A 13,444-nucleotide genomic window follows, 5' to 3' on the forward strand; every position below is an offset into this window, starting at 1 on the left:
TTGGTTACTTTCTCTTGGACAAGCAAGAGAAAGTAACTCGCTCCCCGGCAGGGGAGCGAAACCCCGGCCAAAGGCCGGCCAGCCTGCGATAGCTCTTCAACAACACAGGGTCTTCAACAACACGACACGCCTCCTGTCGCAGACACCAGCAGGAAGATCGTGGACTGGCTCTAGACTACGTGCATCGACTCGCATCCACGCCCCTCCCACCCATGAGCCCGTCCCCCTCCCCCCATTCCGCGCTGATCCTCGTCGACGTGCAGCCCGACTTCATGCCCGGCGGCGCGCTGGCCTGCCACGAGGGCGACGCCATCCTGCCCGGCCTGCGCACACTGCTCGCCGCGCGGCGCTTCCGCCACGTGGCGGCCACGCAGGACTGGCATCCCCGCGGCCACGTCTCCTTCGCCAGCTCGCACGCCGGGCGCGCGCCGTTCGAGCGGATCGAGCTGTACGGCCACGCGCAGACGCTGTGGCCCGACCACTGCGTGCAGGGCACGCCCGGCGCCGCGCTGCATCCGGCGCTGGACTGGTCGGCGGCGGACCTGATCCTGCGCAAGGGCAGCGACCCGCGGGTGGATTCCTACAGCGGCCTGCGCGAGAACCACGGCCCCGCCGGCGCGCGCCCGCGCACCGGCCTTGCCGGCTGGCTGCGCGAGCGCGAGGTGGAAGAGGTGTGGCTGTGCGGCCTGGCGCGCGACGTGTGCGTGCTGTGGACGGCGCAGGACGCGGTGGAGGCGGGCTTTCGCGTGCGCTTCCTGTGGGACCTCACCCGCCCGGTCACGCCGGACACCGATGCCGCCACCCGCGCCGCGCTGGACGCGCAAGGCATCGCCGTGGTGGCCGGCATCCCGGCCTGACCCATGTGGGAGCGCGCTGGCGAGCGACCGCGGCAACGGCGCCACGCCGCGGTCGCGCGCCCCTACTCGTCCTCCCGCCGCGCGTCCACCCACGGCACGCCGTCCTCGTCGAGCGACACCGTGAGCACGATCGGCCGGCAGCACACCTGGCAGTCCTCGGTGTAGCGCTGGGACTCCGGCGAGGCCTCGACCAGCACCTCGATCGACTCGCCGCAGTAGGGGCACTGGATCGGCACCGGATCGAGCATGGCTACGGCGCCGCCACCCTGATGGCCGGCCCCAGCGGCGAGGCGCGGCGCTTGTCCAGCGCGGCCAGCGTACGGCCGTCGCGGTCGTAGATGTCCTGGCGGAAGCTCACGCGGTTGTCCTCGCGCAGGTCCACCGTCCAGTACGCCAGCAGCAGCGTGACCGGCGTGCGCAGGGTCACCGTCTGCGTCTTGAGCGTGTCGATGGCGGCGTCGATGGCGGCGCGGTTCCACTTCGCCGGATCGTCCAGCAGCAGCTCGGCCAGCTCGCGCGGGCGCTCCACGCGAATGCAGCCGGAGCTGGTGGTGCGCTGGTCGCGGTCGAACAGCTCGGTGTGCGGCGTGTCGTGCAGGTACACCGCGTACTCGTTGGGAAAGCGGATCACCACCCGGCCGAGCGAGTTGCCGGGGCCGGCGTCCTGGCGCAGCACGACGCCGCGCGGGTTGTTCCAGTTCACGCTGGCGGGCGCGAGCACGCGGCCCTGGCTGTCCAGCACGCGGATGCGGTTGGCGGCGAGGTAGCCGCGGTCGCGGCGCACCTTGGGCAGGATGTCCTTGCGCAGGATGGTGGGCGGCACGGTCCAGGTCGGGTTGAGGGTGAGATAGGTGATCTGCGACTTGAACACCGGCGTGCTGCGGTAGGGCTTGCCCACCTGCACGCGCGAGGTCCACACCGGCTTGCCTTCCTTGTAGTAGGCGACCTTGTAGCCGGCGATGTCCACCACCACGAAGTCGCCCCGGATCTCGTGCAGCAGCCAGCGCGCGCGCTCCAGGTTCACCCTGAGCTGGCCGATGCGCTGCGCCACCGTCACGTTGAGCGCGGCGCGCGTGGCGGCGCCCACGTTGCCGTCGGCGTCGATGTACTGCTCCTGCTGGAAGCGCCTCACCGCGGCCTGCACCACCGCGTCGTAGTCCTCGCCCTGCGCCTGGTCGACGGCGAGGTAGCCGCCCGCCACCAGCCGCTGGCGCAGCAGCGGCACGCGCGCATCGTGCATGCCGGGCTTGAGCGTCGGCCCTTCCGGCAGCTGCGGCCAACCGCCGTTGGCGGCCACCGCGCGCAGCCCGGCCAGGGCCTGGCGCAGTGCGGCGTACTGCGGCTCCTGCGGGCGGGCGCGCGCGAACAGGCCGTGGAGGTCGCCGCTGTCCACCGCCTCGCGCGCGAGGCGCAGCCCTTCCGCCGGGTCGAGCTGGCGCGGGTCGAAGTTCCAGTGCGGATCGAGCGTGGCCGGATCGACCTTGCCGCGGTACAGGTGCACCAGCGCGGCGAGGTAGGCATCGCTGGCGAGCACGTCGAACTCGGCCCGCTGCGCGGGCGTGACGCGGCCGCTGTCCAGCGCGGCGCGCTGCAGGCGCAGCTGCGACAGGCCGTAGTCCTCCGGGTCCAGACCATCGAGCCGGATCGCGTCCAACTCGTCGAACAACTGGTCCAGCGTGGCCGGCCGCGTCCACACAGGCGCGAACTGGCGCTGCTCGTAGAAGTCGCGCAGCCCCTGGCCGAGCTTGGCGATGCTGCCGCCGCTGGCGTCGATCTGCTCGACCCGTTCGCGGATGGCGTCGGCCTGCGGATCGAGCGTCTGCGCCCGCGCGAGCCACGGCAGCAGCAGGCACAGCGCGAACGCGCCCAGCAGACGGAAGTGTCGGCGCACGGACATGGGGAGGCCTCCTTGGCCTTCGGCGGAAGTTGCTTCCGTGATAACACAGGCCGCACGGGAGACAAGGGGGAAAAATCCCAATCCCGGCAAACCCTTAACATCCCTCTGCTAGCATGGGCGGGTCTTTACGCCATCCGTCCGGCCATGATCCGACCTCTGCGTTTCGCCGCGCTGCTCGCGGCGCCAGTCCTCGCCTTGTGCCTCCCGCCGGCGCGCGCCGCCGACTCCCGGCTGCTGCAAGCACTCACCCAGCTCGCCCCGCAGGCCAACCCGCGCGTGCTCGACCTGGCGCTCAAGGCCGCCGGCTGCGCCGCCGCCAGCGGCCTGCCCGCCTCCCAGCGGCTGGCGGTGATCGACTACTCGCTGCCTTCCACCCAGCCGCGGCTGTGGGTGTTCGACCTCGACCGGCGCAAGCTGCTGTTCAAGGAGCTGGTGGCGCACGGGCGCAATTCCGGCGACAACCTGGCCACGCGCTTCTCCAACCGCAACGACAGCCTGGAATCGAGCCTGGGCCTGTTCCGCACGCAGGACGCCTACCAGGGCCACAACGGTTATTCGCTGCGCATGGAAGGCCTGGAGCCGGGCGTGAACGACAACGCCTTCGAGCGCGCCATCGTGTTCCACGGCGCCACCTACGTCGATCCGGCCGTGGCCGCCAGGCAGGGGCGCATCGGCCGCAGCTGGGGCTGCCCGGCGGTGCGCCGCGCGGTGGCCAAGCCGTTGATCGACACCCTCAAGGGCGGCCAGTACGTGTTCGCCTACTACCCCGACCAGCGCTGGCTCAGCGGCTCGCCCTACCTGCAATGCAGCAACATGCGCATGACGGCGTCCCGGGCGCCCTGAGGCCATTCCATGGGGCCGACGCGCCGATAACGCCTTCCCCCTGCACGCCCGGGAGGGCGCAGGTAGCGGACGATGGAATCGGCGCTTGGCGGCAGGCACTACACTGCCGCACCGTCGACCCGAGGAACCGCCGCATGGCCGAACGCGCTTTTGAACATTACCTGGTGCGCTCCGGCGCCAGCCTGGAAGGCTCGCGCTACACCGCGTGGCTGGCGGTGACGCCGCGCGACCGCGGCTTCCCGGCCTACTACGCGATCTGCGAGAACCGCAGCTTCCGCGACGGCGCCAAGGCCGAGCAGGCCGCCGCCGAGGCGCTCGCCGCCATGCTGGGCCTGGAGGAGGACGGCACGCCGGTGTTCCCCGACGACTACACCGGCTTCGACGACGACGCGCCCACCGGCCCCGCATGACGCCGCTGAAATACCTCGCCGGCTATCCGCAGGCCGTGCAGGAGCAGGTGCGCCGCCTGCATGCCCGCGGCGAGCTGGGCGACTACCTGCAACGCCGCTACCCGCAGCGTCACCCGATCCAGAGCGACCGCGCGCTGCACGCCTACATCGGCGGGCTCAAGCAGACCTACCTGCGCAACGCGCCGGCGATCGACAAGACGCTCTACGACAGCAAGCTCGACGTGATCGGCAAGGCGCTCGGCCTGCACACCGCGATCTCGCGCGTACACGGCGGCCGGCTGGTGGCGAAGAAGGAGATCCGCATCGCAGCGGTGTTCCGCGAGACCGCGCCGGAGTTCCTGCGCATGATCGCCGTGCACGAACTGGCACACCTCAAGGAGCCGGCGCACGACAAGGCGTTCTACCGGCTGTGCACGCACATGGAGCCGGACTACCACCAGCTGGAGTTCGACCTGCGCGTCTACCTGTGCTGGCGCGCGCTGCCGGCGCCGGCCTGAGCCGGCCTCAGCCGCCCGCCTGCGCGGTCCACGCTAGCTCAGTCCACGCCTGCGGCGTGGCGATGCGGAACAAACCCTCGCGCGCGGTGCGCCGCGCCAGGCGCAGCACTTCGCGGTCCTTGCTCAGCAGCCAGCGCGCGCCCGCCGCCAGCGCCAGCTCCAGGAATTTCTGGTCGTCCGCGTCGGCGCAGCGCGGCAACCGCACGGCCACGGGCGACCCCGGCGGATCGGACGGCAGGCAGCGCACCTGCGCATCGAACAGGGCGGCCGCAGCGGCGCGGCGCGCCGCGTCCAGCCGCAGCTGCGGGTAGCCGAGCACCGCCAGCCACTCCGCGCGGCAGTCCTCGCGGGTGACCGCCTCCACCGCGCCCTCGCGCAGCGCCGCCTGCAAGCGCGCGCACTGCGCATCGCCGAACACGAACAGGTCCAGGCACACGTTGGTGTCCAGCACGATGCGCGGCGGCTCCGGAGCAAGCGGCATCGGATCGCTCAATCCACCGCCAGCACGCGCAGGCGCGCCACCGCGGCGGGGATCTGTGCCGGCGCGTCCACCGTGACCACGTGCGGCTCGTCCTCGCCCAGGCCGTTCTCCAGCTCGTGCTCCCAGGTCACGTGGTAGGGCATGTGCACGCCCCAGCCGCCCAGGCGCACCACCGGCTCGATGTCCGAGCGCAGCGAGTTGCCCACCATGGCGAACTGCGCCGGCGCCAGCGCGAACTCGCCGAGCACGCGGCGGTAGGTGCCGGCATCCTTCTCGGACACGATCTCGATGCGGTGGAACAGCCCGGACAGGCCCGACTGCTTCACCTTCTTCTCCTGGTGGAACAGGTCGCCCTTGGTGATCAGCACCACCTCGTGGTGCTCGGCCACCGCCGCCACCGCCTCGCGGATGCCGGGCAGCAGCTCCACCGGATGCGCCAGCACCTCCTTGCCGATCGCCACCAGGCGGTGGATGTCGGAGGCGCTGACGCGCGCGTCGGTGATGGTGATGGCCGTCTCCACCATCGACAGCGCCATGCCCTTGGCGCCGTAGCCGAACAGCGCCAGGTTGCGCCGCTCGGTACCCAGCATGCGCTGGCGCACCTCGCCGTCGGCCACGTCCACGTAGCGGCCCACGATGGCCTGGAACTCCGCCTGCGCGGCCTGGTAGTAGCCCTCGCTGTGCCAGAGGGTGTCGTCGCCGTCGAAACCGATCAGTTGCAGCATCGTCATTCCGTCTTGGCGCCGGGAGCGGCGCCGGAACCGGCCATTGTCCCACTGTCCGTGAGCTGGCGCGTCAAGGCGTAGAGCATGCGCAGGTCGTCGGCGTCGAGCGCATCGCCCTCCGTGCCGCGGAAATGGTGGTGGAAGCTGCGCACGGTGGCCGCGCGGTCCTCCAGCGGATAGCCCACCAGGGCCAGCGCCTGCCACGGGTCGAAGCCCGCCGGCGGGTCCACGAACGGCCCCTGCGGCCACAGCCCGTAGCCCGCCTCGGCCAGCTGCCGCCAGGGGAACAGCGGGCCGGGATCGACCTTGCGGCCCGGCGCCAAGTCCTCGTGGCCGATGACCTGCGTGCGCGGGATGCGCAGCCGCGTGGTGAGGTCGTCCAGCAGGCGCAGCAGGCTCGCGATCTGCGCCGGCGCGAACGGCACGTGGCCGTCGTTGTCCAGCTCGATGCCGATGGAGGCGGAATTGACGTCGGTGATGGTGCCCCAGTGCCCCGCCCCCGCCTGCCACGCGCGCTGCGTGTCGGCCACCAGCTGGTAGATATGGCCGTCGGCGCCGACCAGGTAATGCGCGCTCACCGGGCCGCCGCTGTTGCGCGTGCGCAGGATCTCCAGGCTGCGCTGCACCGAATCCTCGTCGGTGAAGTGGATCACGATCAGCACCGGCCGCCGCACGTCGTAGTTGGGCGAGGGCACCCAGGTGGCGAGCGGGTTGCGCGGCGGCGCGGACGCGCAGGCGGCCAGCAGCGCGCAGGCCGCGAGCGGCGCGACCCGGCGCAGCGCCCGCGGGGAAAGGAAACGGAGCATGGCGGTCATCCCGACGAGAAGCCGTCCGAACCTGCCGCGCGCGCCGTGGCGCGTCAAGTCCCGCAAGGCATGGGCGCCGGCTTCGCCGACAGCGCGCCGCACGCCGCAGCGCGGCCGTCGCGGTTCCTGAGACGGCCGCGCCCTAACTTGCCCGGGCCGCAGCGGTTCCCCTCCGTAGCCGGCATCAGCCTCCTGGCAGTGGCTGGTTCTACCCTTGGCCGCGCCGGCGCCTCGCCGGCGCGGCTTTTTTTCGGCACCGGCCAAGCCTGACGCCGCCGCTTCGCCGGAGGCGTGGAGCCCAGGCGCACCGCCCCGTACCGGCACTCCGCTTGGCCGCCATACATGTGTATGACGTATGGTGCCCCGGAACGCATGCCGTGCCGCATGGCCCTCTCTACCCGCCAAGGAAAGCATCGCCATGAAACCCTGCCTGCTGGTCCTGCCCCTGCTCCTGGCCGCCTGTGCCTCCGCCCCGAAGGCGGACGATGCGCCACCGGCGCCGGCGGCCGCCGCGACGCCGGCCAGCTCGACCTCACCCGCCTCGACCCCAACTGCCTCAACCCCAGCCGCCTCAACCCCAGCCGCCTCCGACGCCGCCACGCTCGGCCGCTACCACTGGCAGCTGAGCGAAGCCAGCGGCCGCGACGGCAAGCGCCTCGATGCGCTGTTCGCGCGCCCCGACAAACCCTTGCAACTGGATTTCGAGCGCGACCACCTCGCCATCGCGAACGGCTGCAACACGATGGGCGGCGGCTACCGCCTCGCTGGCGGGCGGCTCGAAATCAGCGCGCTGATACAGACCATGATGGCCTGCGCCGATCCCGCCCTGAACCGTCTCGACGCGGCCATCCGCCAATACCTGCACGGGCGTCCGCAGTTCAACCTGCAGGGCGATGCGCAATCGCCGCGCCTCACTCTCGTCACCGACGGCGGCGACCGCCTGGTCTTTGCCGGCGTGCCCACGCCCGCCACGCGCTACGGCAGCGAGGGCGAGACGGTCTTCCTCGAAGTGGCCGCGGACACGCAGCCCTGCCGCCACCCGCTGATGCCGTCTGCGCAATGTCTGCAAGTGCGCGAACGCCACTACGACGACGCGCAGGGCCTGCTCACCACGGCATCCGGCCCCTGGCACCCGCTGTACCAGCCGATCGAGGGCTACACGCACGAGGCCGGCGTGCGCAACGTGCTGCGCGTGAAGCGCTACGCGATCGCACACCCGCCCGCCGACGCGCCGTCCAGCGCCTACGTGCTCGACATGGTGGTGGAATCGGAGCGGGTGAAGCACTGAGCGCCGGCGCCACCCGGCCAGCCGCACCCTGCCACCGCCGGCCCGGCGTGCTGGTGGACAGCGGCGCCGCGGCAGGCCGGCCGCCGCCCGGCCCTGCCCGGCGGGTGCTGCCAGCCGCGCCGAGGCAAGGCTTCCGGCACCGATCGACCTTGACGCTCTCCTTCCGCCGGCTCCCTGCCGGCGGAAGCCAACGCGCAGGCGCTCAGGCCCCGACGCGCCGCCGCACCGCCTCGAAATCGCGCACCGGCCGCACCTCGATGCAGCCGGTCTGCGCCCACGGCAGCGCGGCGGCGAGGCGCAGGGCCTCGTCCATGTCCGGCGCCTCGACCAGGTTGAAGCCGGCGAGGTATTCCTTGGTCTCGGCGAACGGGCCGTCCACCACCATCGTGCGTTCGCCGCGGATGCGCACAGCCTTGGCCGTGGCCGGCGCCTCCAGCTGCTGCGCATCGAGCAGGCAACCCTCCCCGCGCAGCGCATCCGCGCTGGCGATGCAGTGGCGCATGCGCGCGTCGTATTCGCCGGCAGGCAGGGCATTGAGCAGTGCGTCGTCGACGTAGACCATGAGCAGGAACTTCATGCGGCGTCCTCGCAACCTCGACATTCGGGCGGCGCCTACTGTATCGGACCCGGCCGCCCGCGACCGCTGCCACGGCAGCCGGAGGACGGCGCCCGGCGCCGGCATGAAGCGCCCGCGCCGTCGCATCGCCACCCGCAGCGGCGCGCCGCTCACAACCGCCCCAGCAGCCACAGGATGAGGAGGATCACCAGGATCAGGCCAAGGCCGCCGCTCGGGTAATAGCCCCATGAGCGCGAATACGGCCAGGTCGGCAGGCCGCCGATCAAGGCCAGAATGAGCACGATGACGACGATGGTCAGCAGCATGGTCAAGCCCCTCCTTCGCGACGTTGCGGCGCAACCGGAAGCACGCGCGCATCGTGCTCGCTGCCCGCGTTGAGGGGGTGTGACGAACAGGCAACGCGCCGCGTCACATCCGTGCACGGCCCTGGTCTGCCTTGAATGGCGGCGGGGGAAGCGAGGCCGCGCACGCGGCGCGCTCAGCCCGCCTCGCTGGCGAGGCGCAGGTTGATGCCGAGCGCCGTGGCCAGCTCGCGCATCGGCTCGTTGTCGCGGGCCAGCGTCATCCAGCCCGCGTAGGCATCCTCGCCGGTCTCCCACAGCCACACGGTGTAGCCGAACTCGAGCAGCCGATCGTAGGCCACGGCGAGCAGCGCGGGGCTGTCCATCTCCTCGAAGAAGTCCTCCTCCGCGGTATCGCCGCCCCAGTCCACGGCGAGGTTCCAGCGCAAGGCCAGCTCGTCGATCGCCTGCACCAGCGTGCGCGGCTCGCCCGTCTCCACGTAGAAGCCCGAACGCCAGTCGATCACCTGCCCCACCAGCTCCACCGGCTCGCGCGCGCCGCCGGCCTGGGCCTCGGCATCGCGGTAGGCGGCGAACTCCTGCAGCGCGGTTTCCTCGTCGCCCGGATTGATCAGCTGCAGCAACTGCCAGACCAGCGCCTCCTCCGGCAGGTCGTCGGCCTCGTCCGGCGCGTGGAAGCTCTCGTCATCGTCGTCGAAGTCGCTCATGGGCGGATCGTTGCGTGGGGGGCTGCATGGTTGCGCGGACGAGGCGGCTTGGAAAGCCCCGTGCGCCCCGGCGACAGCGGCGCCCGCCAGCTGGTATATGGTCTAGCTCCACATCCAAGGGCGAGGGGGATCACCGATGCAAGCGGACCGGCAAGCGCTGCAACGCGGCCTGGGCGAGCGGCACATGCGCCTGATGGCGCTGGGCTCGGCCATCGGCGTGGGGCTGTTCCTGGGCTCGGCCAACGCCATCAAGCTGGCCGGCCCCGGCATCCTGCTCTCCTACGTGATCGGCGGCGCGGCCATCTTCATCATCATGCGCGCGCTGGGCGAGATGGCCGTGCACCACCCCGTGGCCGGCTCCTTCAGCCGCTACGCGCAGGACTACCTGGGGCCGCTGGCCGGCTACCTCACCGGCTGGAACTATTGGTTCATGTGGCTGGTGACCTGCATCGCCGAGATCACCGCGGTGGGCATCTACATGGGCGTGTGGTTCCCCGACGTGCCGCAGTGGATCTGGGCGCTGGCCGCGCTGGCCGCGATGGGCGCGGTGAACCTGGTGGCGGTGCGCGCCTACGGCGAGTTCGAGTTCTGGTTCGCCATGATCAAGGTGGTGACCATCGTGGCGATGATCCTGGGCGGCGGCTGCATGATCGTGTTCGGCCTCGGCAACCACGGCGTCGCCACCGGCATCAGTAATCTCTGGACGCACGGCGGCTTCTTCCCGCACGGCGCGCAGGGCGTGCTGATGGCCCTGCAGATGGTGATGTTCGCCTACCTGGGCGTGGAGATGATCGGCCTCACCGCCGGCGAGGCGGCCAACCCGGCCCGGACCATCCCCGCCGCGATCAACTCGATGTTCTGGCGCATCCTGATCTTCTACGTCGGCGCGCTGTTCGTGATCCTCTCGATCTACCCGTGGGACGAGCTCGGCACCCGCGGCAGCCCGTTCGTGATGACCTTCGAGCGCCTGGGCATCCGCTCCGCCGCTGGCCTGATCAATTTCGTGGTGCTCACCGCCGCGCTCTCCTCCTGCAACGGCGGCCTCTACAGCACCGGCCGCATGCTCTACAACCTCGCCCAGCAGGGCCAGGCCCCGCGCGCCTTCGCGCACACCTCGCGGCGCGGCGTGCCCGCGCGCGCCATCGCCCTCTCCATCGCCGCGCTGCTGATCGGCGTGCTGCTCAACTACCTGGTGCCGGCCAAGGTGTTCGTGTGGGTGACCTCCATCGCCACCTTCGGCGCCATCTGGACCTGGGCCGTGGTGCTCGTCGCGCAGATGCAATTCCGCCGCCGCCTCGGCGAGGCCGAGCGCGCGCGGCTTACTTTCCGCACGCCCTTCTACCCCTACGCCTCGTGGCTCGCGCTGGCCTTCCTGGTGCTGGTGGTAGGGTTGATGGCGTACTTCCCCGACACGCGCGTGGCGCTGGTCGTGGGGCCGCTGTGGCTGGTGCTGCTGGCGGTGCTGTACCGCGTGCTGGGGTTGGCGGCGGGCATGCCCGAGGGTCAGCCGTCCAAGGCCACGGCGGAGCATTCCTGACTATCGGGAGTGCTGAGAGCAGCATCGGCTGCCATGACTGGCCCGTGGCCGGACCGGCCACGGGATTCATCGGGACATGACCATCGCCGCATGGGCCTGCTGCGCCAGCTGGCCCTGTTGCTGAGCATGGCTTTCGGCTTGGGCGTGAACTTGCGTCTGCGTCCATTGCAACGCCGCCTTCTGCCATTCCAAGCTGCTCTGTTCGAGCGGCGCCTTGATCGCCTGCGCCGTCTCGACGTGGACGCTCGCATTGAGCGCCCGCGGAATGACGTGCTGCACGGCAAAGGCCCGCGAACCGTCCTCGCTCAGCACCACGGCATCGATACGGCTCAACCCACCCGCCGCAGCCGCCACGACCAGCGCACCGGCCAGGTTCTCGCTGTGCCGATCCGGCACACGGCCCATCTGAGCATCGAGCTTGTGCACGCCATCGCGTATCTGCTGGAACATCGCATGCCCGGCGTGCGATGGATCGTCCAGGCGGAGCGGCCTGGCCGGTAGATCCCCGGCCGGCAGAATTTCGGCACGCTGCAGCACCTGCTGCGCGGACCGCTCGGCCTTGTCGATCCGGCTGTCCATGCTTGGCAGTACCGTTGGGCGCATCAGGTGGCGCTCGAATGCCTCGGTACCAGCCGACTTGACCTGCGTCACCGCGCTGACGGCCCCGAACAGGCGTGGATAGTTGCCCGGATTCGGCTCCAAAGCGGCGGCGCCATGCGCGCCCAGGGCTGCACCCACCATGGCCCCTACGGCGGGTGCGTGCCGCGTCGTGTTCTGGACATACTGACCCGCGACATCCAACCCGCTGCCGGCCAGGTGGCCCACGCCGTTCACGGCCTCGTACTGGAGTTGGCCGACCTGTGCGGCCACCCGCCCCGTTCCCGACTGCAAGGCCCGCGTCGCGCCCCGGGTCACCGCTGCGTCCGCGTGGCCTTGACGGCGGGCCTCGGCAGCCAGAGCCTGCCCCCGGCGGTCCGCCTCCTCACCCGCCTGATCGAGCCGCCCTGCCTGCGTGTCTGTCCACGCCCGTACCCCGTCGGGCAGGACTCCGCCCACGCCGCGCAGCAAGCCGGCCTCCATCGACGCGCCAAGCTTCTGCGCATGCCCCAGCCCCTGATCGATCCAGGCTTGCGCCTCGCCAACGGCTTCGCGCGAGCGAGCCGCAACCCCGCCGGCATAGCGCTCGGCCGCCTGCGCCGCCGCGCCCTCGAACTGCGTCACGGCACGTGAGACCTGCCCGCCCATCTCGGCCGCGCTGCGCACGCCATCGCCGGAGGCACGCAGCGCCTGATGAGCCATGCGGCCAACCGCCGCCGCGACCTCACCGCCGCGCTCGCCGACATGAGCGCCTTGCGCCGCCGCGCTCATGGTTTTCAACACCGGCCCGGCAAGATAAGTCACCTCCGGCAACGAAAGTGCGTGATTGCGCGCCAACAGCGGGCTGGCCGGGTCGTTCGGGTTCAATCGGACCATGGGCGCCAGCAACGGTTGCACATTGCCTGCGGCCAGCGGCAGGTCGCGCAACATCTGATCGGTGTCGCCGGTTGCGACCTTGTCGACGAAAGCACGCACTGACGCCTGCGCCTCGGGCGGCACGCTCTTGTCCAACTGCCGCTTGAGCAGCTCGCGACCCTCGGGCAACGCATTGAGCAACCGGCTGGTCTCCTTCAACACGCCGCTCAGCTCCGCGCGCTGGTTCACATCCATCGCATGGAGATTCTCCTGCACGCCGTTGCTGAGTAGTTCGCCCTGTACCTGGTAGGCGGTAACGCGGTGGCTGACGTCGTAGACGGAAAGCCCGTTCTGCTCGCCGAATCGCTTCGCGGTTTCCGGATGCAGGCCAGCGGCATTCCAAGTGGTGGCTGCATTGCCAGTTACCGCCGCAGCGGCCGAGGCCATGCCGCCGGCTAGGCTGTGCCCGGTGAGCTCGAAGTCGAGGCCGTTAATTTTCAACTGCGATGCCAAACCCATGGCGCGGTCGTAATAGTCGGTTTCCAGCCCGATCGACTGCGGAAAGTTGTTGGCAAGAAAATCTTCCTGAGTGGTGTCGCGCAGGCCTTGGGAGGTCCTTACTTCGCCTGACGAGCCTTTGTACGCCACCACAGGCCGATAGCCGGATCCAAGCACACTGGGATCGGGCAGATAGACTTCGGCGCGAAAACCGGACTTGTCCGGATGCAGAGCTTCTTTAAGCTCACTGTCGGCCATATGAAGTTTTGATGCGTATTCGCGCAGTCTGTCAGGATGCTCGCTAGCGCGTACCCAACCTGAGGGTGGCTGGCCCGCTCCCGTCGCGGCGTCATACACATCGGCAGCCAATTCGCCCATTTGGCGGTCGTGGTAGAGCTTCTGCAATTGTGCCGCCTTATCCTGAGCGGCGGTGTCGCCGCTGGCGCGGAGCTGTTGCAGCAGGGCTTGCTCTTGCTGGTGATCGATAGAGCCGGACATGACATCACTCCTTGATGGGTTGGCTTACAACAGCGGGATGTCCTTTTCTTCGTAGGGAAAGCCGAGGTT

General features: G+C 70.4%; 15 protein-coding genes. 6 read left to right on the forward strand and 9 right to left on the reverse strand.

Translation table 11 applies throughout. From position 1 onward, the window contains the following. Positions 1-212 precede the first annotated feature (212 nt). Positions 213-857, forward strand: coding sequence for a bifunctional nicotinamidase/pyrazinamidase (gene pncA / locus ACH65_RS12880; protein ID WP_049623009.1), 645 nt, complete (start codon positions 213-215; stop codon positions 855-857). A gap of 62 nt (positions 858-919) precedes the next feature. Here pncA and ACH65_RS12885 read toward each other — a convergent pair whose 3' ends face one another. Next, positions 920-1,105, reverse strand: coding sequence for a CPXCG motif-containing cysteine-rich protein (locus ACH65_RS12885; protein WP_049623010.1), 186 nt, complete (start codon positions 1,103-1,105; stop codon positions 920-922). A 2-nt stretch (positions 1,106-1,107) separates the two neighbouring features. After that, positions 1,108-2,754, reverse strand: a complete 1,647-nt coding sequence (locus ACH65_RS12890) for a L,D-transpeptidase family protein (protein WP_053096262.1) — start codon at positions 2,752-2,754, stop codon at positions 1,108-1,110. 144 nt (positions 2,755-2,898) lie between these two features. On the opposite strand from ACH65_RS12890, the gene ACH65_RS12895 reads away from it, so the two are divergent. From ACH65_RS12895 to ACH65_RS12905, 3 genes are all read left to right on the forward strand, one after another. Next, positions 2,899-3,597, forward strand: a complete 699-nt coding sequence (locus ACH65_RS12895) for a murein L,D-transpeptidase catalytic domain family protein (protein WP_049623011.1) — start codon at positions 2,899-2,901, stop codon at positions 3,595-3,597. A 134-nt stretch (positions 3,598-3,731) separates the two neighbouring features. Then, the gene (locus ACH65_RS12900; RefSeq protein ID WP_049623012.1) at positions 3,732-4,007 is read left to right on the forward strand and encodes a hypothetical protein; all 276 of its coding nucleotides are present in this window, start codon (positions 3,732-3,734) and stop codon (positions 4,005-4,007) included. Further along, on the forward strand, positions 4,004-4,504 hold the full coding sequence (locus ACH65_RS12905) for a YgjP-like metallopeptidase domain-containing protein (protein ID WP_049623013.1): 501 nt from the start codon (positions 4,004-4,006) through the stop codon (positions 4,502-4,504). The genes ACH65_RS12900 and ACH65_RS12905 overlap by 4 nt, the downstream gene beginning before the upstream one ends. Before the next feature lie 7 nt (positions 4,505-4,511). Here the strand turns inward: ACH65_RS12905 and ACH65_RS12910 are convergent, their stop codons facing one another. From ACH65_RS12910 to ACH65_RS12920, 3 genes are read right to left on the reverse strand one after another with little or no spacing between them, the layout of a single operon-like run. Further along, positions 4,512-4,985 (reverse strand): PIN domain-containing protein, encoded by a 474-nt coding sequence (locus ACH65_RS12910; protein ID WP_049623014.1) that lies wholly within the window; start codon positions 4,983-4,985, stop codon positions 4,512-4,514. A gap of 8 nt (positions 4,986-4,993) precedes the next feature. Beyond that, positions 4,994-5,710 carry an HAD family hydrolase gene (locus ACH65_RS12915; protein ID WP_049623015.1) on the reverse strand — a complete coding sequence of 239 codons (717 nt, stop codon included), beginning with the start codon at positions 5,708-5,710 and terminating at the stop codon, positions 4,994-4,996. A 2-nt stretch (positions 5,711-5,712) separates the two neighbouring features. Further along, positions 5,713-6,516: an N-acetylmuramoyl-L-alanine amidase gene (locus ACH65_RS12920; RefSeq protein WP_049623022.1), complete on the reverse strand. Its 804-nt coding sequence runs from the start codon at positions 6,514-6,516 to the stop codon at positions 5,713-5,715. A 418-nt stretch (positions 6,517-6,934) separates the two neighbouring features. Here ACH65_RS12920 and ACH65_RS12925 point away from each other — a divergent pair, with 418 nt between their 5' ends. Beyond that, on the forward strand, positions 6,935-7,804 hold the full coding sequence (locus tag ACH65_RS12925; RefSeq protein ID WP_049623016.1) for an META and DUF4377 domain-containing protein: 870 nt from the start codon (positions 6,935-6,937) through the stop codon (positions 7,802-7,804). Between the two features lie 202 nt (positions 7,805-8,006). Here the strand turns inward: ACH65_RS12925 and ACH65_RS12930 are convergent, their stop codons facing one another. From ACH65_RS12930 to ACH65_RS12935, 3 genes are all read right to left on the reverse strand, one after another. Further along, entirely contained in the window at positions 8,007-8,381 is a 375-nt protein-coding gene (locus ACH65_RS12930) for a YciI family protein (protein ID WP_049623017.1), read from the reverse strand. A 149-nt stretch (positions 8,382-8,530) separates the two neighbouring features. Then, on the reverse strand, positions 8,531-8,686 hold the full coding sequence (locus ACH65_RS18595; protein ID WP_064504860.1) for a DUF3309 family protein: 156 nt from the start codon (positions 8,684-8,686) through the stop codon (positions 8,531-8,533). A gap of 173 nt (positions 8,687-8,859) precedes the next feature. Next, positions 8,860-9,390: a DUF6630 family protein gene (locus tag ACH65_RS12935; RefSeq protein ID WP_049623018.1), complete on the reverse strand. Its 531-nt coding sequence runs from the start codon at positions 9,388-9,390 to the stop codon at positions 8,860-8,862. A 136-nt stretch (positions 9,391-9,526) separates the two neighbouring features. Between ACH65_RS12935 and ACH65_RS12940 the strand changes: the two genes are divergently transcribed. After that, positions 9,527-10,927, forward strand: coding sequence for an amino acid permease (locus tag ACH65_RS12940; protein WP_049623019.1), 1,401 nt, complete (start codon positions 9,527-9,529; stop codon positions 10,925-10,927). Positions 10,928-10,993: 66 nt separating this feature from the next. On the opposite strand, the gene ACH65_RS12945 is transcribed toward ACH65_RS12940, so the two are convergent. Next, positions 10,994-13,375, reverse strand: coding sequence for a Tle-like phospholipase domain-containing protein (locus tag ACH65_RS12945; protein WP_049623020.1), 2,382 nt, complete (start codon positions 13,373-13,375; stop codon positions 10,994-10,996). Positions 13,376-13,444 lie beyond the last annotated feature (69 nt).

The organism is Frateuria defendens (genome assembly GCF_001182895.1).
Lineage (GTDB): Bacteria > Pseudomonadota > Gammaproteobacteria > Xanthomonadales > Rhodanobacteraceae > Frateuria_B > Frateuria_B defendens.

Coding starts and splice junctions, on each gene's coding strand:
- pncA (WP_049623009.1), top strand. CDS start 213: ATGAGCCCGTCCCCCTCCCCCCATTCCGCGCTGATCCTCGTCGACGTG.
- ACH65_RS12885 (WP_049623010.1), bottom strand. CDS start 1,105: ATGCTCGATCCGGTGCCGATCCAGTGCCCCTACTGCGGCGAGTCGATC.
- ACH65_RS12890 (WP_053096262.1), bottom strand. CDS start 2,754: ATGTCCGTGCGCCGACACTTCCGTCTGCTGGGCGCGTTCGCGCTGTGC.
- ACH65_RS12895 (WP_049623011.1), top strand. CDS start 2,899: ATGATCCGACCTCTGCGTTTCGCCGCGCTGCTCGCGGCGCCAGTCCTC.
- ACH65_RS12900 (WP_049623012.1), top strand. CDS start 3,732: ATGGCCGAACGCGCTTTTGAACATTACCTGGTGCGCTCCGGCGCCAGC.
- ACH65_RS12905 (WP_049623013.1), top strand. CDS start 4,004: ATGACGCCGCTGAAATACCTCGCCGGCTATCCGCAGGCCGTGCAGGAG.
- ACH65_RS12910 (WP_049623014.1), bottom strand. CDS start 4,985: ATGCCGCTTGCTCCGGAGCCGCCGCGCATCGTGCTGGACACCAACGTG.
- ACH65_RS12915 (WP_049623015.1), bottom strand. CDS start 5,710: ATGCTGCAACTGATCGGTTTCGACGGCGACGACACCCTCTGGCACAGC.
- ACH65_RS12920 (WP_049623022.1), bottom strand. CDS start 6,516: ATGCTCCGTTTCCTTTCCCCGCGGGCGCTGCGCCGGGTCGCGCCGCTC.
- ACH65_RS12925 (WP_049623016.1), top strand. CDS start 6,935: ATGAAACCCTGCCTGCTGGTCCTGCCCCTGCTCCTGGCCGCCTGTGCC.
- ACH65_RS12930 (WP_049623017.1), bottom strand. CDS start 8,381: ATGAAGTTCCTGCTCATGGTCTACGTCGACGACGCACTGCTCAATGCC.
- ACH65_RS18595 (WP_064504860.1), bottom strand. CDS start 8,686: ATGCTGCTGACCATCGTCGTCATCGTGCTCATTCTGGCCTTGATCGGC.
- ACH65_RS12935 (WP_049623018.1), bottom strand. CDS start 9,390: ATGAGCGACTTCGACGACGATGACGAGAGCTTCCACGCGCCGGACGAG.
- ACH65_RS12940 (WP_049623019.1), top strand. CDS start 9,527: ATGCAAGCGGACCGGCAAGCGCTGCAACGCGGCCTGGGCGAGCGGCAC.
- ACH65_RS12945 (WP_049623020.1), bottom strand. CDS start 13,375: ATGTCCGGCTCTATCGATCACCAGCAAGAGCAAGCCCTGCTGCAACAG.